This is a genomic window from Candidatus Methylomirabilota bacterium (assembly GCA_003104975.1).
Lineage (GTDB): Bacteria > Methylomirabilota > Methylomirabilia > Methylomirabilales > Methylomirabilaceae > Methylomirabilis.
The window spans coordinates 110,009-133,729 of record PQAM01000010.1; the positions used below are offsets into that span (position 1 = coordinate 110,009).

Here is a 23,721-nt window from a genome sequence, read left to right on the forward strand (position 1 = left end):
TGAACCGCTATGCTCCAAGGCGGGAGGTTAGCAGGTGCGCATTGTATCACCGACACTGCCGATCTGCCAAGCTATGACGCGAGACGGTCCGGCTCGTCTTATTGAATCGTCAGGCCAAACGCTTGTACGGATAGGTTGCGGCGGGCAAAACCTTTCAAGCTCGATCGGGTGAATCGAGCGGTCTGCTCGCGCTACTGCAGAAGTCCCGCAGCAATGGCGGCGTCTTCAGCCGGCTTAAACTGTTCAACGGTGACGCGGACGTATCCCTTGGTTCGCTGTAGGTCCATTAACGCCCTGTCCGTAGGATTCGTATAGTTCAGCCGGATGAAGGCTGCGGCAATTTTGTCCACCAGCGCACGGTCCAGATCGCCCCGCACGGTCCAGACATAGTCGATATACGGGGGGGTCGTCCAAAAGACCTTCACTTTGTTGGGATCGACCTTCTTGCGGTCGACCAGCTTATCCCACACCGCCTCATTTAAAGCGCCGGCATCCACTTTGCCGCTTTCGACCCATAGGGCCGTCGCATCATGCGCCCCGCTGAAGCTGAATGTCGTAAAGTCCCGCTCCGGATTGATCCCGTTCTGCAGGAGGAAATAGCGCGGCATCAGATGGCCGGACGTCGAACTGACACTGCCGAACGAAAAGGTCTTGCCTTTTAAGTCGGCCAACGTCTTGATTCCCGTATCCGGCCTGGTGATGAACTTACTATGGAACTGCAAGTCCTCCTCTCGGCTGACCAGGGGGATCGCGTTGCCTGTCCGCCGTCGAGCCTGAACGAAGGTGAATCCCCCGTACCAGACCATATCCAGCTTTTTCGCTGCCAGCCCCTCGACGGTGGCCGCGTAGTCTACGACTGGATAAAATTTGACAGGAATGCCGATCTCTCGACTCAGATATTCGGCGAAGGGTGTGTAGATCCGCATCAGCTCGGTAGGATTCTCATCCGGGATGGCCGAGATCCGCAGCTCCTTTGGCATCTCAGACCAGGCTGAGGCGTGAATACTCACCAGGGCGACGGCAACGCACGTCATAACGAATCGAGTCATGTTCATAACCGCTCCTCCAGCGTAGTTGTGGGACCGGCGGGTGACGGGTCAGCCGCAGCGCAGACTTCACGTATGCATTTCAATGTGTGTAAAAGTAGTCGATGATATCCAATAGGTCAAATAGGAAATAACTATGCCGTAAACGAGCCGCATCGATGAAGCGTCGCCTGTGCGTCGTCCGCGGGCGACGGTATCGACTGATGCGGTTCGGCGGGCCGAGTATCGGTGGTGTCGGATACCGTTCCTGTAGTGCTGCACGGTGTTCGTACGTGAACCAGATACGTGGTCGGAGTCACAGGGCGTACCTTGCGAGGACGTGGAGATTCCAGTATAGTGGACAGAGTGAAATCGCAAGGATGTAGATCGCCATTGGGGGCGGGATGGGCGACGGAACGCAAAACAGACGCGAGGTACGTGACATCGTAGCTGAAGGGGTGCATCAGGCGACGGCGCTTGAGCAGATCTTGCAGCGTCGCATTATTGTCCTTGACGGTGCGATGGGCACGATGATCCAGACGTACAACCTTTCGGAGGCCGACTTCCGTGGGCAGGCGTTCGCCGACCACCCCTGCGATCTGAAAGGGTGCAACGATCTATTGTCGATCACGCAGCCGGCCATTATCGAGGCGATTCATCGCCAGTACCTGGACGCCGGGGCTGATATCATCGAGACCAACACCTTCAATTCGACGACGATCTCGATGGCCGATTATCGGCTGCAGTCGCTGGCCTACAACCTGAACGTCGCTGGTGCACGGGCCGCGCGCAACGCCGTTGAGGCGGCGATGGTCAACGATCCGAGTCATCCGCGCTTCGTAGCCGGGTCGATCGGCCCAACCAATCGTACCGCGTCGATTCCCTCCGATATCCATAATCCCGCCAGCCGCGCGATCACCTTCGATCAGTTAGTCGCGGCCTACACCGAGCAGGTCCGCGGGCTGCTGGACGGCGGCGTGGACCTGCTGCTGGTCGAGACGGTCTTCGATACGCTGAACTGCAAGGCCGCCCTGTTTGCAATCGATCAGTATTTCGAGGTAATCGGACGGCGCGTACCGCTCATGGTCTCAGTGACGATTGCGGACAAGAGCGGACGCACGCTATCCGGACAGACGGTAGAAGCCTTTTGGAATTCTGTTGCTCATATGCCTTTGTTGAGCGTGGGCATCAACTGCGCGTTCGGGGCCAAACAGATGCGCCCCTACGTTGAGGAGCTCGCGCAGCTTGTTCCGGTACGTCTTAGTTGCTATCCCAACGCCGGTCTGCCCAACGCCTTCGGGGGCTTCGATGAGACGCCGGCGATGATGGCGGACGATCTCAGCGACTTTGCAAAGAGCGGCTGGCTGAACATCGTCGGCGGCTGCTGCGGAACAACCCCCGCTCACATTCGGGCGATTGCAAATGCGATGCAGGAGTTCCAACCGCGCGTTCCTCCTCGTCGTCAGCCACATACCCGATTGAGCGGACTGGAGCCGCTGACGATCTGTCCCGAGGTTGGGTTCGTCAATGTCGGGGAAAGAACCAACATCGCCGGATCGGCGGCGTTTGCCAAGCTGATCCGGAGCGGCGACTACGAGGCTGCCGTCGCCATCGCACGGCAGCAGGTGGAGGGCGGGGCGCAGATCATCGATATCAACATGGATGAGGGGATGCTCGACGCGAAGGCGGCGATGGTGCAGTTTTTGAACCTGATAGCCTGCGAGCCCGATATCGCTCGGGTCCCCATCATGATCGACAGCTCCGACTGGTCGGTGATTGAGGCGGGCCTGAAGTGTGTGCAGGGGAAACCGGTAGTCAACTCCATCAGCCTGAAAGAGGGCGAAGAAATCTTTATCCGACGCGCCAAGCTCGTCCAACGGTATGGGGCTGCCGTCATCGTGATGGCGTTTGATGAACGCGGGCAGGCCGATACGCTGGAGCGCAAGATCGAGATCTGCGCCCGCGCCTACCGAATGCTGACCGAGACGGTCGGGTTGCCGCCGCAAGACATTATCTTTGATCCAAACATTCTGACGGTTGGGACCGGGCTCGAGGAGCATAACCGCTATGCAGTCGACTTCATCGAGGCGACGCGTTGGATCAAGGCCAATCTACCGCACTGCAAGGTGAGCGGCGGTGTCAGTAACGTCTCGTTCGCGTTCCGTGGGAATAACCCGGTCCGTGAGGCGATGCACTCGGCGTTCCTCTATCATGCCATCCGGGCCGGTCTGGATATGGGGATCGTCAATGCCGGGCAACTGACGGTCTACGAGGAGATTCCCAAGGAGTTGCTTGAGCTGGTTGAGGACGTCCTGCTGAACCGGCGCCCTGACGCGACCGACGGCCTGGTGGAATTTTCGAAAGGCGTGAAGGCGGAGGGGCGAGCGGCCGCAAAAGATGAGGCCTGGCGACAGGGGACAGTCGAGGAGCGGCTCACGCATGCGCTGGTGAAGGGAATCGGCGACTATATCGAGTCGGATGTGGAGGAGGCGCGACAGAAGTACGGCAGGCCGCTGACTGTCATTGAGGGCCCGCTGATGGCCGGCATGAATCTGGTCGGTGACCTCTTTGGATCTGGAAAGATGTTCCTGCCGCAGGTCGTGAAGACCGCGCGCGTGATGAAACGGGCGGTCTCCTACCTCCTGCCCTTTATTGAAGCCGAGCGGCGGGCATCCGATCGTACGCACGCGCAGCGAAAGGTCCTGCTGGCGACGGTGAAGGGGGATGTGCATGATATCGGCAAGAATATTGTCGGGGTGGTGCTCGGCTGCAACGACTATGAGGTGATCGACCTGGGGGTGATGGTGCCGTGCGAGACGATCCTGAGGACCGCTCGGGACCGCCAGGTGGACATGATCGGGCTGAGCGGCCTGATCACGCCGTCGCTCAATGAGATGATGCATGTGGCACGAGAGATGAAGCGCGAAGGACTGCAGATTCCGCTCCTGATCGGCGGTGCGACCACCAGTCGAACCCACACGGCCGTAAAGATCGCCCCTCTGTATAGCCAGCCGGTGATCCATGTTGCGGATGCCTCACGGGCCGTGGTGGTTGCCGGAAACCTCGTGAGTCAGGACCAGCGGACGGCATTTGTCGAACGCAATCGATTGGATCAGGAGCGGGTGAGGCTGGCACATGAGGAGCGTGAGCCGAGGGCGCTGCTGACGCTGCCCGAGGCGCGTCGTCGGCGACTTCAGCTTGATTGGGCGGCGTCGGACCTCCCCGCGCCATCCTTCACCGGTGTCCGCGCGCTGGACGGGTTTCCGCTCGATGAGATCGTGCCGTATATCGATTGGACCCCGTTCTTCCATGCGTGGGAGATGCGGGGCCGGTATCCTGAGGTCATGCAGAATCCTAAAGCCAAGGAACTGTTCGAGGACGGTCAACATCTGCTGGAGCAGATCGTCAGCCGGCGTTCGCTCATCGCCCGGGCAGTCTATGGGTTCTTCCCGGCGAACAGCGTGGATGACGACGTTGAACTGTACACCGATGACTCGCGGTCACAGGTGCTGGCGACCTTTCACACGCTCCGCCAACAATTGCAGAAGGGCGAAGGGCAAGTCAATCTGGCGCTGGCCGATTTTATTGCGCCCAGATCGACCGGGCGTCCGGACTACCTCGGCGCATTTGCCGTCACGACCGGCCATGGTCTTGACGATCTCTGTCAACGATATGAAGCCTCCCATGACGACTATTCCTCGATTATGGCCAAGGCGTTGGCCGATCGTCTGGCCGAGGCCTTTGCCGAATGCCTGCATCGGCGGGTTCGGGCGGAGTGGGGGTACGGGATCGGAGAACAGCTTACCAATGAGGATCTGATCCGGGAGCGGTATCGCGGGATCCGTCCTGCTCACGGCTATCCGGCCTGTCCGGATCACTCTGAGAAACGCGCGCTCTTCGATCTGCTGCAGGCGGAGCGCAACGCCGGCATCTCTCTGACGGAGACCTGTATGATGGTGCCGGCCAGCTCGGTGAGCGGACTCTATTTTGCGCACCCTCAAGCGACCTATTTTGCGGTGGGCACAATCGGACGGGACCAGGTGTCGGATTATGCGCGGCGAAAGGGGATGGATGTGCGGATGATAGAGCGGTGGCTTTCGCCCCACCTGAATTATGATCCGGATTCTCCCGGCCGGTAAAAGAAAATGGGCAAGAGGGCCAGCCTCTTGCCCATTACGTATCTTTGATTGCCCTTACTTTACGGCCTTGAGGTGTTCGAGGGCTCCGGCCGCAGCCTTACCCGCGACATCGGCGTGCCCGGCCTTCCCATGCTCGATGGCCTCTTTCAATCCCTTGATGGCCGCCTCCTTATGCGGATCGGCCTTCTCCTTCTGTGCGGCCTCAGTGTGCGCAAGGGCTGCTGTCGCATGTTCTACCACGACATTCGCATGTCCAGCCTTACCGTGGTCGACGGCTGCCTGGGTATGCTCGGTCGCCTCGACCATATGCGTCTTCGCTGCCCAAGCCATGCCGCTACCGACAAATGTGATCATCCCAAGAGCCAGTACCGTTGCTGCGAGCTTTCGCCTCATCCTTCCTTCCTCCTCGTAATAAGTTGCCGACCGTCCCTCTCTCGACGCGCTGTCCTTCCCTCGAAGCCGCTTTCAGCCTGAGGTAGGGGAAACGACTGTATCACGATTTTTTTTCAGGTGTCAAGATAAGGACGAAGGTGCGTAACAGCGTCAGGTCGGCTGATTCCCTTATGAGAGGCAACGCAACCCGCTCTTAATGCACGTGTTCGCCGCCCCCGCTACCACCACTGCTGCTGCCGGGCGCGTTCCCATCGAGTGGTGGCAGATACATATCTATATCGGCCGCTGTCGGATACAACTCGATTGTTTGCCCTACGCCATTACAGGAGACCGGGAGCGGATTGGCGGTCAGATTTCTGACGACGGTCAAAGAGGCGACGTAACCTGGGGCAACAATCGTCTCGGTGGGAAACATGGCGGTCGGTTCCTTCATCCAGACATAGGTCCGATGCAGATCCTTCTTCTTCAGGCGGTCCCGTCTCCACTCGTGATCTTGCTGATGCTTGGAGTCTGCCGAGCAGTACTGCGCCACCGGGATATCGACGACGATCTTGTTGTAGCATGTATTCGGCAGAAATTTCGGGAAACTGACACTGACGTCCGCATACCCTACGAAGTTATCCGGGATGTAGCCCCAGCGCCAATGTACCGCGCGGACGTCCGTGGTCTTCACGCCATGGTTGTAATAATGCGGGACATCACCGGTAATCGGTATGATCTCTTTCCAATCGTAATCGACGACCGGCTTGATCCCATATACCGCATTACCTTCATAGTTGGTCGTTCCATCGGTGGTATACGCGATACCGCCGAGATCGGGGTCAAGACCGTTGGGGAAGAGCGCTGTGACCATCCGCGTGGAATACGACTCCCCGGACATGGTACATCCGTGGCCTATGGAAATACTCAAGACAGCACTCGTCCCTTCCTGGTAGTTCCTGCCGGTATAGGCATCGAGGGTATCTTTGGATTGGACATTGGCATGTGGAAATGCCCATGCCTGGGTGGCGATCAAAGAGGCCGCCAGAAGGGACAAGAAAAGGACCGTTCTTGCTCGGTGCATTTGTGTTCTCCTTGTGTGTGGGTCGTGCATGTTCAAAAATTCGCGTTGTGGTGTGAGAATGTGAATTAGAATCTGTAGGTCAGTCTGGTATTAAACGACCGCCCCATCCCGGGAACGGCAATCCCCCACGGGATCGAGTTGAGGCCCATGGTCATGCCTTGGCCGGTATAGGCGCCACCAAGCGGCAACGAGTAGAACTTATCGAACAGGTTGTCGATGCCGAAATCGAGCCGCATCGTCTTCCAGTTGTAGGCCGCATGCAGATTGGCCAGGATGTAGCCCGATGTCTTGATCTCGTTTCGTACATCGGAGATATTATTTTTTCCCTTTGCCATCACCATCTCGACGCTGCTGTCGAAGCTGCCGAGTCGGTGTCGCAGCGCTACCTTGCCGTTCAGCGGCATGATGTTGTACAGATCATCGCCGGTGGCGCGGTTCTTTCCGTTCGTGTAGTTGAAGAGGCCGGCGAGGTTGAATTCACCCACACGATCGATCCTGGCGAGCGGCATATGGGTCGACACGTCAACGCCCCAGAGCCTGGCCGTCTGGTTCACGTACTGCAGAAGTACGAATTGATTGGTCGGGGTGTTGCTGACCGGCACCCCACAGATGACATTCGCTCCGCTTTGCAGGCACCGTCGGGCATCGATATAGTCGGTGACGTGGGTATAGTACGGCGTCACTTTGAATTCCCATGTCCGGTCGGCGGCGTGCACGTCAACGGTACCGCTGATGGTATGCGCTTTTTCCGGATCCAGATCCAGATTGCCGACATAGCCGTTGCCGTCGCCCTTGAAGTTGTTCATGACCATGGCCATGGAATTGGTCGACCAAGTGTATCGCTCATACAGGTTCGGCGAGCGCGTCTTGTGCGCGTAGCCGAATTCGAGGCTCAGCATCGGGGTCGGCGTGAAACGGGTGAGCGCCGTGAGGTCCCAGTTATGGTCGGTGCGGTCGTGATCGCGGGCATTGAAGACATCGGCCGCAAACTCAAATCCCTGGGCCACGTTGTTGTAACCCTGTACGTCGCCGGTGTCCATCTTGACCCGCTCGTAACGGGCGCCGAGCAGCGTCAGCCACTGCGGATGCAGACGCGTTTCCCATTCGGTGAACAGCGCCTGTCGCACGCACGTACCGTCGTTGATATTCAGAAACGTGTTCGGCGCCATGCCTCCGAACGTAAAGCCTGGCGGTAAGGTACGGGGGGACGGCGGCCAAAAGTCGTGCAGCCGGTAATACTGATATTCACCTCCAAGACGGAGGGTGTGCTGCCTGGTCAGATCGATGCTGGTCTTGAGGGCGCCGCCAAGATTCCGGCTGTCGGCATTCATCGGCATACCCGGCGAGACGATGCCGGGAGGCGCCCCGTAGATGAACTGTTTGTCATCGCCGAAATCCATATCGTGCCGTACGGTCTCATGGTAGGCGCGGGCCTCCAGCGAGCCCCAGTCGAACTGGCCGAGATAGCGCAGGTTCTGCCGCCACTGGGTGTTGCTGATGATGTCCATGCGCTGGTTGGGGAAGCCCTGCTCCGGAATATACTGATAGCCTAATTTCACTTCGAACAGATGGTTGGCCTGTCTCAACGCAAAGGCCAGATTGTGGTTTTCGGCCTTATACGAGCTGGAGCCGACCTCATCGCCGTCGAGAATATTTCCGGGTTTATCGACCGCAGCCGGTCCTGCCGGCTTGAAGGTGCCGCTCGCCGTGTAGTTATCGGCGTGGACGACCGACCCGCTGTAGGTGGCGCTGAAGATCTCTGTGGCAAAGGACGCCGAATAGTCGCCGCCGCGGGCCTTATTGTTGCTGCGATAAAACGAACTCAGATGACCGCTCAGCCTGTAGGTCTCGCCGGGGGCCGCAAAGATCGGCATCGGGGAATCCAGCAGGATCGTGCCGCCGATGCTGTCGCCGCCGACGCTCACCGGCGTGATACCCGCGAATACCTTGAGGCTGCCGATGTCGGAAGGATCGACGTACGAAAGCGGCGGGGTCATGTGGTTCGGACAGGCTGAAATCAGGTCCATGCCGTCAACTTTGATGCGCAGACGATCGTCGGCGAGACCGTGCACGACCGGCAGGCTGGAGATCCCGCCTGCGCCGTAGAGGCTGACGCCAGGGAGCTCTTTCAGCAGGCTGGCCGTATCGTTGGTGGCGGACGACAGGGACTGTAGCTTTGGCCCGTCGACAATGGATGCGTTCAGCGGCACAAAGACACTGTCGATAGCGGTGGAAGTAACAACCACCTCCTTGAGTGTTGTCACCTCTTCCTTTTTTTCCTCTTCTGCTGTTGCGCGGGCGCCCCATGTCAGGAGCGTGATCAGGCCGACAAGGGCTGCTACACGCTTGTACGTACGGTTACATTTGCGTCGTCCCATCGTTTTCTCCAGTACGAATGTGCAGGATGACCTATTTGCAGTGATTCCCGTTACGCCTCACAACGCTCGCGTCTCGCTCTGCCACGGGTATCTCTGATATAGCAGGAGACTGATAATCCCGGTATTCGACCAGGGTCTGCGTCAGCCTGCGCGTCAGGCCGACCACCAACCCCCAAAGTGCCGCCAGATGCTCGCGTTGAGGCACGATTGTCAAATCGTTGTCGAGGATACGGAGCGCTTCACCGAAGTAGTCACGCGACGAGTAGGCTTGCTTTTCTCCGGATAGGCGTCGGCTCGTGACTCGACGCGGTCTTCCCACGTGTGTGATGTTCACGATGGCACCTCCAATGTTCGTTATCCTTAAGCCCAATGCAGGAGGATAGCGAGTAAGAGCTGTTGCGACGCTGGGGCGCACACGCGGGCCGAAGCCCGATGGCTGCCTACACAGCGTTCATCGTTCGCAGGACCCGCCTCAGCCCTGGAGCGGACTCAGAGGTCGAAGCGCAACGAGATGATCGTGGTGTCTGCTGCTTGAGTGCGTGATTGGAAAGAGTTATGCGAGGACGAGCAGGGGAGGAGAGCGGCCGGTCAGCCTGATAAGGCAGCTCTCGGGAATGCGCTGCAACAACGGTCGGAGGACGAGCGGCGTAGCCGCGATCAGGGGTAGGACAATCCCTGACGATGGGACATGAGAGGCGACGGTTTTGTGAACCCAGTTACAGACAGAGACGGGATGACTATCCGCCTGCCCTTGAAGGTGGGTATTGTGGGGGTGGACCAGACACAGGATAAGGAACGCATGAACCAGCAGATACAGCCCGAGCGCCGATACCGCAAGGGGTCTGAGAGGCCGAGGTTCGTGGAAAGGTCTCCTTACGAGCGCCATGGCAAATACCGAACTCCTCATAGTCTTATATGCCGAAGTCGCAATCCTCATTCAATAACCTTCTACGTGCTTCGTACGGGGATGTCTACAGACGCCTGCTCACGATTGCTACAAAATATTTCTCACTCACGCCCATCCCCCTCCTCTGGCGAGGAAAACCGTCCGTGACAACCTTTCCTACGCTAGCGCACCGGAAGGTTCAGTCGGTCTTCGCTGAGTGTGGCGTCCCAGATCCGGTTCTGCTCGATCAGTTCAGCCACAGAGGTCTGAAAGATACGGAGACTGCCTTTTCCAACTTTCGTCGCTTCCAGGCGGCCTTCCTGCACCCACCGATAAATGGTCCAACGACTGACGCTCAGCAGCGTTGCCGCTTCATCGACGCGCAACAAACACTTGTTCATAGCGGTGACTCCTCCCAAGATTCGTTGCAGGTTGCCATCCCCCTTCGGCTCACTCATGCATCATGGAATGTCGGGCCTCGTGCCCCCTCACCTTCATCCTCTCCCCCAGTGGAGGAGAGGAGATGTGTACGTGTCCCTCGCCCTTTGGGGAGAGGGCGCGGGTGAGGGGAGTTGCGAACTAATGGCGTGAGGTTCAGGCAGCGAAAGGAGGAGGAGGAGCGCGTCCTTTGGCAGGACCGAGAGAGGTGGTAGAAGGATCAGTCGATCGGGCTTCTGAGATGATTTCACAGAGTACACCAGGTTGCTCGACGGCCACGGACTCGACGACGGTGCCGGCTAAGTGTGCGGCGGCTGAGGCAACCGCACACTGGTTCGGCCGGTTCAGATGACCGAGGTGGTGAGCCGAGTACCGCACCGTCTCGAATGTAAGTAACGACAGGACCAGGGCCAGGGCCGGCACTGTGGCATATCGTATGCGGGACCAGTCGACTGTCTTCATGCTCGCCTACCTTTGCGCTAACGGCGGTATCGCCGCATCCTGGTCGTGCGTCGGGGAATGGCTGCTATGATGCTGATGCAGTTTGAGATGTTCAAGGTGACGTACATGGCGGCCCGGCATCAGTTGGGTGAGGAAGGCCGAACAGGCCAGCGTGATCATCACCATGACCCACTCCAATCGGACAAACCGGGAGAATCGGTAACGCATACGCCGGTCGTCCCCAACTTCATTGACCGCTTGTGGATTGCTCTCGGCATGACGAACCGCTCTGAGGACCGGTCGGCCGTGCCTGGTTGTGCTCGGTCCCAACCGGGTGAGAAAGTAGACCCGATTGACCATGGCGATCATCAGGATGAGCGCCACGACCGAGAGTTTCGCCAGCAGGGTCCACCCGTATGGACTGGTGACGAGAGAGGAGAGGGAGCCGACCTGCAGCCAGGAGCTGTAAAAACCGGTCGTCAGAAAGACGGCAACGCAGCCGGCTGCTATTCTCGAAAAGAGCCTGGCAATGGACGACAGCACGCGCACCATCTCCTCCATACCCGGCGCTGCCAGAGAACGCTTGAGGACGAACCCGAAGGCGAACAACCCGCCGATCCAGATCGAAATGGCGATGAGATGGACCCAGTCGACCAGTACGGGCACTGCCACGATACCCCAGTCGGCCGCATGGCCTGAGAGGGTCGTGGTCAGCGCGACGCAGCAGGCGCCGAAGAAGGACACCCACGCGAAACTCTGGCCGGCTGTCGTCCCCAGCAGTCTGAGCCACCACGTCATGCCTGACAGTCCCACGCGGGGGACCGCGGCGATCCAGGCGAACCGCGAGGGAGCGGATGCCCCCTGCATGCGGAGCCACCAGGCTGCGGCCAGCAACGCCAGCAGTGCTATCCTGACCATCCATATGGTCCCGAAGTGGGTGTGCCGAAGAACCATCGGAAGGGTGACGCCCAATGTGGACAGGCTCCCGCCGCTCATCGTCAAGGTTCTGAGAATCAAGTCCGCCACGCTCGTCAGCGCCAGCAATATAATTGAGCCGGCTTGAACCCGTCCAAGATGTCGATCCAGGATCTGATAGCCCTCGCGCGATAACAGACCAGGCGGAAGGATCAGACATACAAAGCCGAAGCCGCCGACCAGCATCGTGAGGCTGACAAACCCCAGGTAGCGGACAATGATCGGTGGAAGGAGCTGCAGATCGATCATGGCTTCGGCCTGATGGTGAACGGATAGTCGCCTTCGGTGCGGTGCGTGTCGATGGAGATCACGTTCCAGAATACTCGATATCGTCCCGGCGGCAGCGTCGGGAGACTCACCTCCAGGAGCGTGTGGTCCGCCGGATTGACGCGTCCGTCGAGTTTATCCACCTGTTGCCCGTTGGCATCGACCACCTTGATGGTGCTGAAGATCGACTCGATAGGAACGTCAAACCAGATCCTGACCTGAGCCGGGGGCGTGTCTACCGCCCAGCCCACGCGAGGCTCCGAGTGGTCGGGAAACGAATGACCCCAGGACGATACGGCCGTCAGAATCAGCCCTATCGCAAGCGCTGTCGCGCTGCACCATGATCCCCACGAACGGTTATCGTGGAAGTGTTTGCGGTCCCAGTACGCCATGGAACGGTGTCCAGGTAAAGATATCAGGCGCAATATCGTCGAGGAAGAAGTGCACCATCCCTAAGATTCCGACGCTCTTGCCCGATGTACTGTTGAGGGGAATTCTGGCCTCGACGCCCAGTTGCATATATCGCCCGGCCCAGATCAGGCCGGGGTTCGCAAAGGCGGTGTGGCTGCCTTTCTCATGCCCGCTGACCAGGGTTTCCCCATCGAACTCCACGATGGGGAATAAGCGGTTAAACGGCCATGGGAGCCCCACGTCTCTTACAAACGACTGCAGATACGGCACACTGTACATCACGGTTGCTCCCCAGGCGAAAGCATGCTGGGCGTCTTCTTCTCTATTATTCCGGTTGGTGCGCAGGTCAAAGCCGAGCGACGTTGTGACCGCTACCGGTTTAAACCAGTCGGCCCAGTCTGGGAGATCGCCGAACCCCTTACCGATCTGTACAACCGGGCTGACGGTCGTCCCGGAGAGCCTGCCGACCGACCTGTTGCCGACGCCGCCCGGCGAAACGTTCAGGGCGGCAGTCGCGGCGATTTCGCGCTTCGGATCGCGAATAAACTGATAACGGAGCATAAACTCCGGATTTTGCCAGCCGTGGGCCGTGCCGGTCGCCTCACCATGGTTGTGTTCTTCGCCCTCTTCACCGCGAGGCCTGATGATGCTGCGCGTCCCGCCCACCCCGATGGCCAGGTTCGGGGTCAACCGCTTGGTCAGCTCCATCTCGATCTCGGTCTCTAAAGCTTCTGGCTCCCTGATGTGCTCGACCACCGTACTCAACTCGTCGGAGACGAACGGGTCTTCAACCGCCAATGTCGATGGAAACCACCGCTTACCCACGACGCCGTGGGTCCAGCCGGTGGTCGGTAACGCGATCACCACAGCCATGCCCAACAGCAATGAGCGAATACTGAGCCAACCGGTCAGTTGATGCATCATCTTCCCTCCTGAAAATAGACTTGCGATACCCCATGCGCCGATGGCGCGCCCATGAGCATGGGCGTGTGTCGCGAGACCACGCCAACCACTGGCTCGTCATTGCGAGCGTCCAGCGCGAGCGTGGTAATCTCACCGTCGTTGTCCTCAAGGACTATGAGATTGCTTCGGCTTCGCCTCGCAATGGCACGGGGGACTTTCCAACCAATTAAGAAAACGGACTTGCGTGACAAACGCATTCACGCGCCGCCCGCAAAGCATGTTCTACTGTTATCAGTAGTTGGTGGATGCCGAAACTGTCGAGTTACAATCAGGCGAGACAGAGTTGGGGTGGGGAACGTCCGGTGCACCGAATAATCCGGATTTGGGAAAAGCGCGGGAGAAGCGGTATCAGGATCAGTAGTGTTGCCGCAACGACAGGGAGCATCACTCCCGTTGATGGCGCGTGAGGGGCAACGGTCTTATGAATCCATGCACAGATCGAGGCGAGGTGACCATTGGCCTGGTGTTGCACGTGCCTGTTGTGCGGATGGATGAGACAGAGAATGAGGAACGCGTTGAGGAGCAGGTACAGGCTGATAGATGCCGCCACAAAAGATGTAAGGCGTAAGCGAACCGGGGACCTTTGATCTGATCTTTGCATGAAAACTCTACTTCCGGTTGCCGTGCGGTCTCGAAATTCTCTTTACTAGGTGCAACTAAATTATCGAAGCCGGATTACCGCTGTCAAGCAGAAAACGACACGTCGTTTCCGGGCTCACGCTCGAACCAGTAGTAGAGGCTCGGGAGGACGAGGAGTGTCAGTAGTGTCGAGGTAATAAGGCCGCCGATGACGACCGTGGCCAGCGGACGCTGCACTTCGGCGCCGACGCCGTGGGACAGCGCCATCGGGATGAAGCCGAGACCGGCTACCAAAGCCGTCATCAGGACCGGTCGCAGACGGATCTCAGCGGCCCTCAACGCCGCATCACGCGCGGATAGCCCCTCTTCGCGAAGGTGCAGGATATAACTCATCAACACCACGCCGTTCAGGACGGCCACGCCAAATAGCGCAATAAAGCCGACCCCTGCCGAGATGCTGAACGGTAAACTGCGAACGGCCAACGCAAGTACTCCACCGGTTACCGCCAGCGGAACGTTCAGAAAGATCAACAGCGCAGGTCGGACCGCATTGAAAGTGGTATACAGCAGGACAAAGATCAGGCACAGCGAGAGCGGAACGACGATGGCCAGGCGACTTGTTGCCCGCGCCAGGTTTTCAAATTGTCCGCCCCACTTGACATGATAGCCCGGCGGCAATGTGAGCTCTTTGGCGATTCGGTCCTGCGCTTCGCGCACGAACGAGCTGAGGTCGCGGCCCCTCACATTGGCTTCCACGACAATCCGCCGGCTGATATCCTCCCGGCTGACCTGGGCGGGACCCTCTTCGATACTGACAGAGGCCAGTTGGGCCAGGGGGATGAGGGCGCCGTTCGGCGCCGCGACCGGTAAGTTCTGAAAGGAGGGGAGATCGGTCGGACTGCCGCCGACCGCTCGGACAACCAGGGCAAACCGTCGCTGCCCTTCAAAGACCGTTCCCACCACCCGCCCGGCGCCGGCAGCCTCCACAGCGGCCAGGACATCGGCTGTGTTGATCCCGTATCTGGCGATCCGTCGTCGGTCTACCTGGATCCGCAGCGCCGGGAGACCGGCCACCTGCTCGGCCCGGACATCCTCGCCCCCACGGATCTGTCGCAGAATGTGGGCCGCCTGGTCCCCTTTTGCCTTGAGAATCTTGAGATCGTCCCCGAAAATCTTGAGCCCAATGTCGGATTTGATGCCGGCGATCAATTCATTGAAACGCATCTCGATCGGCTGGGTAAAGCTGATCCCCACGCCGGGAACCTCAGACGCGAGGGCTGCGGCAAGCTGGTCGATCAACTGCTCTTTGGTCATGCCGGTCTTCCACTCCCGCGGCGGTCGGAGGGCCACGAAGACATCGGACATGTCCATTCCCATGACGTCGGTCGCGATTTCCGGCGACCCGATCCTCGACACGACCTGCCGCACCTCAGGGAAGCGGAGGAGGGCACGTTCAATTTCAAGAGAGTCCTTGATGGATTGGTTCAATGCAGTGCTCGGTAGACGCCAGGTCTGCAACACCAGGTCACCCTCATCGAGCTGCGGGATAAACTCCCCGCCGAGGAAGGGCACCAATATCAGGCTGAGCGCGAAGGCCGATCCCGCGATGAGGGCCGTCATCTTCGGGTGATGGACGCTCCACGCGAGTCGCGGCAGGTACAGGATCTTGACGCGGCGCAGCACCCACGAATCGCCCTCGCTGATTGTCCCCCGCAGAAAGAGAGACGCCAGGACCGGCATCAGGGTAAACGATAAGATGAGCGATCCGAGAAGGGCGAAAATGACCGTGAACGCCATCGGCTTGAACATCTTCCCCTCGACGCCCTGTAATGTGAGGATCGGCAGGTAGACGATGACGATAATGCTGACCGCGAAGAAGATTGGCCGCAGGACCTCCCGCCCGGCTCGGAGGATAATGAGGGGACGCTCCGCTTTCCGCACCCCTCGCGCTTCCGCCAGATGCCGGACGATATTTTCAATCATCACGACGGCGCCGTCCACGATCAGTCCGAAATCGATCGCGCCCAGGCTCATAAGGTTGCCGGAGATCCCTGTCCGGACCATTCCCGTGAAGGCCACCAGCATGGAGAGGGGGATCGCTGCGGCGACGATCAGACCACCGCGCAGATTACCGAGTAAGAGGAGCAACACTGCGATCACGAGGAGCGCGCCCTCGGTCAGATTGATGGTGACGGTTCGGATGACCTTGTTGACAAGGTCTGATCGGTCGTAGTATGGCTCAATGGAGACCCCGGGCGGCAGACTCGGCTTCATCCGCTCGACCGCGTCTTTAATCCGTTCGGCTACGACACGACCGTTGCCGCCGCGAAGCATCAGCGCCATGGCGACAACCGTTTCACCGACGCCGTCTTGCGTTGCAGCGCCGATGCGGGGCATGGCATCGATTCTCACCTGACCCAGTTGCGCCATTGTAATCGGTGTGCCGCCCGGTCCGGTGCCCACCAAGATGCGGGAGAGGTCCTCCTGAGTTTCGACCAGTCCCTCACCTCGAATCACATAGGCCTCGCTGTTGTGCTCGATATAACCGCCTCCGGCGATGGCGTTATTCTTCTCAAGCTCCTCAAACACCCGACCGATAGGAATTCGATACGAGACAAGTTTTCTCTGGTCTACAACCACGTGGTACTGCTTCGCGTACCCGCCCCATTGCGAGACCTCTACGACGCCGGGGACCGCGCGCAGCCTGTAGGCGATCTGCCAATCGAGGATCTCGCGCAGTTGCATCGGCGTGAACCCTTCGCCCTTGACCACGAACTGGTACACCTCGCCCAGCCCCGTCGTGACCGGCGCGAGTTCCGGCGTTCCGAAGCCGGGGGGGATCTGTTCTTTGGCCGTCGCGAGCCGTTCGGCCACCAGTTGTCTGGCAAAGTAGGGGTTAACGTGGTCCTTGAACACCGCGGTGACGGCCGAGAGACCGAATCGACTCACCGAGCGAAGCTCTTCCAGGTCCGGCAGGCCGCTCATGGCCGCTTCGATCGGGAAGGTGACATATCGCTCTACCTCTACCGGACCCATGGGCGCTGTTTTGGTCAGGACCTGTACCTGCACCGTCGTAATGTCCGGGACGGCGTCGATCGGCAGGTCGCGCAAGGCGATAATGCCCCCGAGGATAACGAGACCGGTCAGGATCAGGACAAGAAATCGGTTTTCCAGAGACAGCTCAAAGATACGCTGAAGCATGAAAGATCCTTCTGGGGGTTATTGACCCTGCCCCTGGGCGAGTTGTTCCTTCAGAAACTCGGATTTCAGTGTGAAGCTGCCCGTGGTCACGAGTTGTTCGTCCCCTTTCAGGCCTTCGGCGATCTCAACGAGGTCTCCTGACGCGGGGCCAAGCTTCACCCTTCGCCGCGCAAACCTGACCGCGTCGAGCTTGACAAACACCGACGGCTGTCCATCGATCTGCTGGATGGCCGCTAAGGGAATGGCCGTTACCGTCGCAGCCCCATCGGCAACCCGGGCTCGAAGTCGGACGGTTGCGAACATTCCGAGCTTCAATTTGCGTTGAGGGTTGGGGATCTCCACTCTCGCCTTGGCTGTCCGCGTGTCGGGGTCGAGCAGATCGCTGATATAGCTGATGGTGCCGCGAAAGGTTTCCCCCGGATAGGCCTCGACGTTGATTTCAGCAGGTGTCCCGCGTCGAACCTGACCCAGGTCCTTCTCATAAATATCCACCAGCGTCCAGACATTGGAGAGGTCGGCGAGCGCCAACAGTTGTTTCTCGGAACCGACCACCTCGCCGGGTGCCCCCTCGCGCTCGATCACGACTCCGGCGATCGGTGCCCTGACCATCGTGTGCGAAGTTTCAGGGGGAAGACCGCCCTCTTGTCTGGATGCGAGGTCCTCGATCTGCTGAGTCGTCATCCCGAAGCGAACAAGCTTCTCCTGAATTCGTGCGATCCTGGCATTCCGATTTTCCACTGTTGCCTCGGCAGCCCGATACTCAGCCTCCCGTATGTGAACCTCCTTTGCAGCGACGGCCTCCTTTTCGAGCAACAACCGGCCTCGCTCCAATGTTCGCTGCGCGTGCTCCAGGTGCGCGCGATCCTTCCGCAGTTCAGCCAACTCACTGCGGTAGTCCCCAATGGCCTCGCCCAGTTCGATGTTGTCGTACTCGAAAAGCGGGGTACCCTGATTCACCGAATCCCCAACCTGTACATGAACGCGCTCCAGCCGTCCTTTGGCCAGTGGGGCGATGTGGGCGACACGGGCAGGATCCGGCGCGATGGCCGCTGTGGCTTCAATGAGCCGGACCGGCGTGATACGCTGCGGCCGGGCGACGGCAAAGCCGAACCTGGCCTGAGTCTCGGCCGAAATCGTGACCGTGTCCGGGTCAGGCTTACTCGTGGGCTTCACCGGTTTTTGTTCGGGGGCGCGGCTGCAAGCGACCAGCGCCAAGACCGCCGCAATGAATATCATTGGCAATGCAAGGTTCCGAAGGCTGACGGCTGACGGCTGACGGCTGAAGCTAGAAAATAAATGTGCGATCACGATGTACCCCTAACGGCCGACGGCCGCCTCGACTTGAAATCTCGCAATGCTCAGTTCGTATAAGGAGCGGTTGTAAAGCCGCTGGACCTCACGGAAGGTCCGTTGTGCATCCAGAAACGCGGTGAGATCGATGGCTCCCAGCTTATGGGCAGCCTCGGCGATCTCTCGCGATTCGCGGGCCTTCGGCAGGTATTCGGTCTCCAGTCCCTCGAGGCGCCGTCGTTCGCTCTCAAATCGGTTGAATGCCTGATCGACCTCCAAAAGCACCTGGGTCTCGAGCCGCCTGGATTGGAACGATTCCCGCTCTTGTTCTGCCTGGGCCCGAACGATACCCCCCTGGTTGCGATTAAACAGGGGGAGCGGCGCCGTCACGCCGAATACGACGCTGTCTTCACTGAAGTCCCGTTTGTAGCCGACAAATGGGAACAGATTCGGGAAGCGCCTCGCCTGCTCGAGTCCCCTCTGTTCATGCGCCCGGACGATCCGCTGACGCTGGGCTTTCAGGTCGGGGCGGGCCTGCAGGGCCTCGGCATGCAACGTTGCCAAACCGCCGATCGGTTCGCCCTTCACCAGTTCTTCTGTCACATCAAATTCGGCTGCGGAGTCGGGATGGCCGAGCAGCGCCAGGAGCGCGGCCCTGGCCTGCTTGAGGTTCAACTCTCCGGCGACGACGTCGTCAAAGACCCTGAAGCGCTCGACCTGTACCCGCCGTAGTTCCGCACCGGAGATCTCGCCGAGTTGAAACTGCTCCTCCTTGGCGCGGATGGTCCGGTCAACGTCGGCCAGCAGGCCGCGGGCTGCTGCGAGATCGGTTTTGGCCAGCACGATCTGGTAATACGCCTGCTTGACCGCAAACCGGAGTAGACGTGCCGTATTGTCGACGTCGGCCTCGATCGCGCGCAGGTTCGCACCCGCGACAGCGATCTGCTGGGAACGCTTGCCGGCTGTCTGAATCTCCTGGCTGACTTCAACGAACAGCTCCTGTCGATCTTTAAACGATCCCCCGCGAAACCCTTCCGACCTGAGCTGAAGTTCAGGGTTGGGGAGCAGCGCGGCGGTGGTTGCGTCTCCACGCGCGATCTGTGTGGCCGTTGCCTCTGTCTGAAGTCCGGGGTTGTGCCGCCCTGCAATCTGTAGGGCATCGGTCAGCGAAAGCATTCGCGGGACCTCTTGAAGTTGGGCGCCGGCGGACAGCGGTATGCTGCACCCGACCAGAAAAGGGATCATTATCCTGCAAAGGTCCTTTTGTTTCATCTGTCCGTTCTCCTCAAAAAAAGAGAAGTTTTGAGTGGTGAGGTTGGGTAATACTGAGACCACTCCTCACTCTCACGAAAAACTGACAGCTTCAAAACTGAAAAGGGGTCTCGAAGCTGGAAGGAAGATTACGCGTGGCGAGGCGGCGGGGACGTTGGATCACTCGTAAAAAAGCGGGGGGTGGGGAAAGATTGCCGGTCGCGCGTCCTGACGGATTCCGGCGGGGCGAAGAGACAGAGAGGCGGATGATCAATCGGACTGACCTCAAAATCACAGTGCGGGATCGCTGTCGTAGTGGGAGCATGCCTACCGTCCGACGGGGCTTTCATGACTGGGGCTTGGGCGAATAAATTGTCCGGCTGATCACTAGTGAGGAGCGAAACCTGACTGAGGGTCCACAAAGAGTAGCCATCAACCCCGATCGCCCCGCTGTGCAGGGGCAGAAGGCTGACGCATACGATCACGAGCATACGGGCAACGAATCGTCGGACTTGCACGGAACGCAATCCCCGAGGACTTGGTGACCTCTGTGAACGGCCTTCGCGATTCGGGGCATCTTTCAACATAGCACGCAGTCTATCAGTCGATCTGCTGCTGTGTCAAGTTCCACTGGGTCACGGCATAGTGTCAAACTGGCCAAGGCTGAGCAGGACGGCGACCGAGCTACCCCTCCGGATCACGGCGCCGGCCTCAGGATCCTGGGCGATGATCTCTCCGCTCTGGCGCTCGAACGAGTGAACCCGCGCCACCCGGCCAAGTGTGAAGCCGTATCGCTGGAGGAGTTGCTCGGCCTGCGGCAAGGCCAGGCCCGACAGGTTCGGGAGCGCGACCGCATCGCTCCCTTGGCTGACCACCAGACGGACCTCGCTGTTTTTCCGCACCCATGAGCCGCTGGCGGGTCGCTGGAACAGGACGGCGTCTTGTGGGACCTCTTCGTTGTGCTCCCGCCCGCTGACCTTCGGCTGAAGCCCCTGTTCACGCAGCAGCTCCATCGCGGCCGTCGAGTCCATGCCAATGACCCGCGGGAGCTGGACCTTATCCTTGTCTGTCATCAGCCACACCGTGATGGCGCCGCTGACGACGGCGACGGCGATCAGGACGAGGGCAGCGGTAAGTCCCTTGGCGAGGAGACGGAGCAATCTCATCTGTTACGCCTGCGGAGTCGGATGGCGAAGAAGCCGTCGAGTCCGCAGCGGTGCGGCCAGGTGCGAAGCACACCCTGTGAATCGATCAGTGTGGCAACGGTGGCGGGAAGGCCGGCGGGGGCCTCATCCACGGCAAAATCCGGGAAGTCGTGCAGGCAGCCTTCAATGACGGCGTCGGTCTCCTCGGACTCAAGGGAACAGGTGCTGTAGACCAGGATGCCTCCGGGTCTGATCAGCGGCGCCACGCCGTGAAGCAACTCCAGTTGCAGGTGTGCCAGGGATGCCAGACCCGCCTCTGATTGCTGCCACTTCCGCTCAGGATGGCGCCGCAGCGTACCGAGACCGCTGCACGGCGCATCCACCAATGCCTTATCGATCTGACAGGTCAACAACCGAGACGCCTGTCGGGCATCGGCTTGAATCTGGATCACCCGATTAAGGCCCAGGCGCGCCGCGGCGGCTCGGAGGCGTCGATGGGCGCGAGCGCTCGGATCGAGCGCGATGACCCGCCCGATCCCGGCAAGCTGTCCGAGAATCAGAGCCGTCTTCCCGCCGCCTCCTGCGCAGGCGTCCAATACGACGTCGCCCGGTCGAGGATCCAGCAGGACGACCGGTAGGGCGGCTGCCTCATCCATGGGGAAATACCACCCGTCGGCGAAGGCCGGATCGCGCAGGACCTCGGCGCCATCGGTCAGGTGAAAGGTCCCCTGGACGAACCGACCAGGCGTCACCGATCCTGCAATTGTGGTCAGACGGGCCTCGACCGCCTCCGGGCGACTCTTGAGCCGGTTCACGACGACGGATAGTGCCGGGGCGTCGTTGTCGGCCCTGAGCAGGGCCTCGGTCTCCGTCGGCCCCAGGCGAACGAGCCACCGTCTGACCAGCCAAGCCGGATGCGACCAGCGCGTTGCGAGGGCGCCGACCGGATCGGCGGAGGGGTCCGGGAACGCGATGGTATCGTATTGCGCCAGCAATCGGCGCAAGATCGCATTGGTGAAGCCTGTGGCGCCCCGCTTGACCGGACTGCGGATCATGTCGTGAGTCAAGGCGACCGTCGCGTGAACGGCGGCATAGGCGGGGATGCGCGTAAGAAACAGGATCTGATAGGCGCCGAGACGCAGGAGACGGCGGAGCACCGGATCGACCTGCTCCCATGGCCGATCGACGATGGCGGCCAGCAGATAGTCGAGACGCCCCTGCCAGCGGAGGACGCCGTACGTCAGTTCAGTCGCCAGCGCCCGGTCCTGTGGCGAAAGACCGGCCTTGTCGAGCTTTGCGTCCAGCAGCAGGCCGGCGTATGCCCGCTGTTCCTCTACCCGGGTCAATACCTCGTACGCAAGCCGCCTTGCGTGGAATGGCGGGGCGCTAGAACGTGCCAAAGCCGTCACCGACACGGACACGATATCCTCTCGCAAACTCCGTCGCGGCCATGGCGCGGCGGTTCTCCGGCTGGACCTGCGTCAGCCACAACCCTCCGGACTTGGCGGCCACCAGTATCCCTTTTTTCTGATCCACTGCACACACGGTACCTGGGAGAGAGTCGACCGCCGCCTCGACGTCGGCTTGCAGGACCTTGATGTGCCGTTCGCCAAAATTCGTTACCGCGCCCGGTGCCGGGCAGAGACCCCGAATCAGGCAATCGAGCGTCCAGGCATCGCGGGCCCAGTCCAGGTGTGTATCGGTGGGAAGCAGCTTCGGCGCATAGGTCGCTCTGCACTCATCCTGTGGGACCAAGTGGACGGTATCGCGCGCTACCTGATCAAGGGTCTGGCACAACAGTTTCGCTCCCAGCACGGCCAGTCGCTCGGACAGGGTTGCGGTCGTATCGTGCGGTCGAATCGGCTCGGCCCGCTGCAGCAATAGAGGCCCGGCGTCCATTCGCGCTTCGATCTGCATCATCGTCACCCCCGTTACGGTCTCGCCTCTGATGATCGCCCACGAAATCGGCGCCGCGCCGCGGTATTTAGGTAGAAGCGACGCATGAACGTTCAGACAGCCATGGGGCGGCAGTGTGAGGATCGACTTCGGGAGAAGCTGGCCATAGGCGACGACGATGATCGCCTCAGGCCGGGCCGCCTGCAGCGCGGCAATGACTGTCGGCTCGCCCACCTTTTCGGGCTGCAGTAGTGGCAGGCCGAGTTCCTGGGCGGCGAGTTTGATCGGCGGCGGGGTAGAGACGCGGCCGCGTCCGGCCGGTCGATCGGGTTGGGTGACGACCAGGCAGATCTCGTGCCCGGCAGCCATGAGCGCTTTGAGTGACGGTAGGGCGAAGATCGGCGTCCCCATGAAGCTTAGGCGCATCGTCCATTCCCTTTCATGTATGGTTCCATCGAAGATCGTATTGTCCCGTGGGCTGCTATCCGCTCGATGGTTTCCCGCATCCGAACGTAATGCGTTCCTTCCCAATAGATCCGGCGGCACCCGGGACACCGCGTAAACCGTTCCTGTGTGCGCCAGACGAACTCGGGAACTTCGCCCTGCAGCTCGGTCTTATCGACCGTTTCAATGAGTAGGTTGCAGCGCAGGCACAGACGGCCGACCCGAGGCGGTAACCCAAAGTGAACAATAACCTGGCGAATCTGCTCATCGTAGTGGTCGCTGGTGATCAATAGCGTCAGGTGGGGCGGCAGCCGTGGTGCGATACGGGTGTCGCGGGTCAGCACCACCCGGTTCTCCGCCAGGGCCAGGCGCACCAGCCTGGCATCGTCGCCTCGCCAATACAGCGTGTCATATCCCACCAGGCGAAGCCACTTGGCCAACCGCCCCAACATCGCATCGGCCACAAACCGCATTGTTGTACCGTCCTTCCCCGATCTTCTACGTCCTTGACGCCCGGAAGATGCGCCGCGTCACTG

Annotated in this window: 19 protein-coding genes; 1 reads left to right on the forward strand and 18 read right to left on the reverse strand. The window is 60.0% G+C overall.

Annotation, left to right across the window (positions count from 1 at the left end):
* Positions 1 to 191 precede the first annotated feature (191 nt).
* Positions 192 to 1,034 carry a putative selenate ABC transporter substrate-binding protein gene (locus tag C3F12_07390; GenBank protein PWB46392.1) on the reverse strand — a complete coding sequence of 281 codons (843 nt, stop codon included), beginning with the start codon at positions 1,032 to 1,034 and terminating at the stop codon, positions 192 to 194.
* Positions 1,035 to 1,429: 395 nt separating this feature from the next.
* On the opposite strand from C3F12_07390, the gene C3F12_07395 reads away from it, so the two are divergent.
* Entirely contained in the window at positions 1,430 to 5,164 is a 3,735-nt protein-coding gene (locus C3F12_07395; protein PWB45892.1) for a methionine synthase, read from the forward strand.
* A 54-nt stretch (positions 5,165 to 5,218) separates the two neighbouring features.
* On the opposite strand, the gene C3F12_07400 is transcribed toward C3F12_07395, so the two are convergent.
* The 17 genes from C3F12_07400 to C3F12_07480 all read right to left on the reverse strand — a co-directional run bounded on the left by C3F12_07400 (position 5,219) and on the right by C3F12_07480 (position 23,658).
* Positions 5,219 to 5,557 carry a metal-binding protein SmbP gene (locus C3F12_07400; protein ID PWB45893.1) on the reverse strand — a complete coding sequence of 113 codons (339 nt, stop codon included), beginning with the start codon at positions 5,555 to 5,557 and terminating at the stop codon, positions 5,219 to 5,221.
* A gap of 193 nt (positions 5,558 to 5,750) precedes the next feature.
* Positions 5,751 to 6,620 carry a hypothetical protein gene (locus C3F12_07405; GenBank protein PWB45894.1) on the reverse strand — a complete coding sequence of 290 codons (870 nt, stop codon included), beginning with the start codon at positions 6,618 to 6,620 and terminating at the stop codon, positions 5,751 to 5,753.
* Positions 6,621 to 6,685: 65 nt separating this feature from the next.
* Positions 6,686 to 8,998, reverse strand: coding sequence for a TonB-dependent receptor (locus tag C3F12_07410; GenBank protein PWB45895.1), 2,313 nt, complete (start codon positions 8,996 to 8,998; stop codon positions 6,686 to 6,688).
* A gap of 553 nt (positions 8,999 to 9,551) precedes the next feature.
* Positions 9,552 to 9,935: a hypothetical protein gene (locus C3F12_07415; GenBank protein PWB45896.1), complete on the reverse strand. Its 384-nt coding sequence runs from the start codon at positions 9,933 to 9,935 to the stop codon at positions 9,552 to 9,554.
* A gap of 131 nt (positions 9,936 to 10,066) precedes the next feature.
* Entirely contained in the window at positions 10,067 to 10,285 is a 219-nt protein-coding gene (locus C3F12_07420) for a DNA-binding protein (GenBank protein PWB45897.1), read from the reverse strand.
* 505 nt (positions 10,286 to 10,790) lie between these two features.
* Complete coding sequence (locus C3F12_07425; GenBank protein ID PWB45898.1) at positions 10,791 to 11,987, reverse strand: hypothetical protein; 1,197 nt, start codon at positions 11,985 to 11,987, stop codon at positions 10,791 to 10,793.
* Entirely contained in the window at positions 11,984 to 12,397 is a 414-nt protein-coding gene (locus C3F12_07430; protein PWB45899.1) for a copper resistance protein, read from the reverse strand. The genes C3F12_07425 and C3F12_07430 overlap by 4 nt, the downstream gene beginning before the upstream one ends.
* Positions 12,363 to 13,337, reverse strand: coding sequence for a hypothetical protein (locus tag C3F12_07435; GenBank protein PWB45900.1), 975 nt, complete (start codon positions 13,335 to 13,337; stop codon positions 12,363 to 12,365). The genes C3F12_07430 and C3F12_07435 overlap by 35 nt, the downstream gene beginning before the upstream one ends.
* Positions 13,337 to 13,576: a hypothetical protein gene (locus tag C3F12_07440; protein PWB45901.1), complete on the reverse strand. Its 240-nt coding sequence runs from the start codon at positions 13,574 to 13,576 to the stop codon at positions 13,337 to 13,339. Before C3F12_07440 ends, C3F12_07435 begins: the two co-directional genes overlap by 1 nt.
* Before the next feature lie 71 nt (positions 13,577 to 13,647).
* Positions 13,648 to 13,980, reverse strand: coding sequence for a hypothetical protein (locus C3F12_07445; protein PWB45902.1), 333 nt, complete (start codon positions 13,978 to 13,980; stop codon positions 13,648 to 13,650).
* A gap of 83 nt (positions 13,981 to 14,063) precedes the next feature.
* Positions 14,064 to 17,159, reverse strand: a complete 3,096-nt coding sequence (locus C3F12_07450; protein PWB45903.1) for a CusA/CzcA family heavy metal efflux RND transporter — start codon at positions 17,157 to 17,159, stop codon at positions 14,064 to 14,066.
* 18 nt (positions 17,160 to 17,177) lie between these two features.
* On the reverse strand, positions 17,178 to 18,395 hold the full coding sequence (locus C3F12_07455; protein ID PWB45904.1) for a hypothetical protein: 1,218 nt from the start codon (positions 18,393 to 18,395) through the stop codon (positions 17,178 to 17,180).
* A gap of 81 nt (positions 18,396 to 18,476) precedes the next feature.
* Positions 18,477 to 19,721 carry a hypothetical protein gene (locus tag C3F12_07460; GenBank protein ID PWB45905.1) on the reverse strand — a complete coding sequence of 415 codons (1,245 nt, stop codon included), beginning with the start codon at positions 19,719 to 19,721 and terminating at the stop codon, positions 18,477 to 18,479.
* Between the two features lie 614 nt (positions 19,722 to 20,335).
* On the reverse strand, positions 20,336 to 20,866 hold the full coding sequence (locus C3F12_07465; protein ID PWB45906.1) for a hypothetical protein: 531 nt from the start codon (positions 20,864 to 20,866) through the stop codon (positions 20,336 to 20,338).
* Complete coding sequence (locus C3F12_07470; GenBank protein ID PWB45907.1) at positions 20,863 to 22,281, reverse strand: 16S rRNA (cytosine(967)-C(5))-methyltransferase RsmB; 1,419 nt, start codon at positions 22,279 to 22,281, stop codon at positions 20,863 to 20,865. The genes C3F12_07465 and C3F12_07470 overlap by 4 nt, the downstream gene beginning before the upstream one ends.
* Positions 22,232 to 23,167, reverse strand: coding sequence for a methionyl-tRNA formyltransferase (locus C3F12_07475; GenBank protein ID PWB45908.1), 936 nt, complete (start codon positions 23,165 to 23,167; stop codon positions 22,232 to 22,234). Before C3F12_07475 ends, C3F12_07470 begins: the two co-directional genes overlap by 50 nt.
* On the reverse strand, positions 23,158 to 23,658 hold the full coding sequence (locus tag C3F12_07480) for a hypothetical protein (GenBank protein PWB45909.1): 501 nt from the start codon (positions 23,656 to 23,658) through the stop codon (positions 23,158 to 23,160). The genes C3F12_07475 and C3F12_07480 overlap by 10 nt, the downstream gene beginning before the upstream one ends.
* Positions 23,659 to 23,721 lie beyond the last annotated feature (63 nt).

What these genes read in the sequence shown, in the direction of transcription:
- C3F12_07450 (PWB45903.1), bottom strand. Translation starts at nt 17,159, where the DNA reads ATGCTTCAGCGTATCTTTGAGCTGTCTCTGGAAAACCGATTTCTTGTC.
- C3F12_07420 (PWB45897.1), bottom strand. Translation starts at nt 10,285, where the DNA reads ATGAACAAGTGTTTGTTGCGCGTCGATGAAGCGGCAACGCTGCTGAGC.
- C3F12_07395 (PWB45892.1), top strand. Translation starts at nt 1,430, where the DNA reads ATGGGCGACGGAACGCAAAACAGACGCGAGGTACGTGACATCGTAGCT.
- C3F12_07480 (PWB45909.1), bottom strand. Translation starts at nt 23,658, where the DNA reads ATGCGGTTTGTGGCCGATGCGATGTTGGGGCGGTTGGCCAAGTGGCTT.
- C3F12_07410 (PWB45895.1), bottom strand. Translation starts at nt 8,998, where the DNA reads ATGGGACGACGCAAATGTAACCGTACGTACAAGCGTGTAGCAGCCCTT.
- C3F12_07445 (PWB45902.1), bottom strand. Translation starts at nt 13,980, where the DNA reads ATGCAAAGATCAGATCAAAGGTCCCCGGTTCGCTTACGCCTTACATCT.
- C3F12_07475 (PWB45908.1), bottom strand. Translation starts at nt 23,167, where the DNA reads ATGCGCCTAAGCTTCATGGGGACGCCGATCTTCGCCCTACCGTCACTC.
- C3F12_07400 (PWB45893.1), bottom strand. Translation starts at nt 5,557, where the DNA reads ATGAGGCGAAAGCTCGCAGCAACGGTACTGGCTCTTGGGATGATCACA.
- C3F12_07465 (PWB45906.1), bottom strand. Translation starts at nt 20,866, where the DNA reads ATGAGATTGCTCCGTCTCCTCGCCAAGGGACTTACCGCTGCCCTCGTC.
- C3F12_07440 (PWB45901.1), bottom strand. Translation starts at nt 13,576, where the DNA reads ATGCGTTTGTCACGCAAGTCCGTTTTCTTAATTGGTTGGAAAGTCCCC.
- C3F12_07455 (PWB45904.1), bottom strand. Translation starts at nt 18,395, where the DNA reads ATGATATTCATTGCGGCGGTCTTGGCGCTGGTCGCTTGCAGCCGCGCC.
- C3F12_07425 (PWB45898.1), bottom strand. Translation starts at nt 11,987, where the DNA reads ATGATCGATCTGCAGCTCCTTCCACCGATCATTGTCCGCTACCTGGGG.
- C3F12_07430 (PWB45899.1), bottom strand. Translation starts at nt 12,397, where the DNA reads ATGGCGTACTGGGACCGCAAACACTTCCACGATAACCGTTCGTGGGGA.
- C3F12_07415 (PWB45896.1), bottom strand. Translation starts at nt 9,935, where the DNA reads ATGAGGATTGCGACTTCGGCATATAAGACTATGAGGAGTTCGGTATTT.
- C3F12_07460 (PWB45905.1), bottom strand. Translation starts at nt 19,721, where the DNA reads ATGAAACAAAAGGACCTTTGCAGGATAATGATCCCTTTTCTGGTCGGG.
- C3F12_07405 (PWB45894.1), bottom strand. Translation starts at nt 6,620, where the DNA reads ATGCACCGAGCAAGAACGGTCCTTTTCTTGTCCCTTCTGGCGGCCTCT.
- C3F12_07435 (PWB45900.1), bottom strand. Translation starts at nt 13,337, where the DNA reads ATGCATCAACTGACCGGTTGGCTCAGTATTCGCTCATTGCTGTTGGGC.
- C3F12_07390 (PWB46392.1), bottom strand. Translation starts at nt 1,034, where the DNA reads ATGACGTGCGTTGCCGTCGCCCTGGTGAGTATTCACGCCTCAGCCTGG.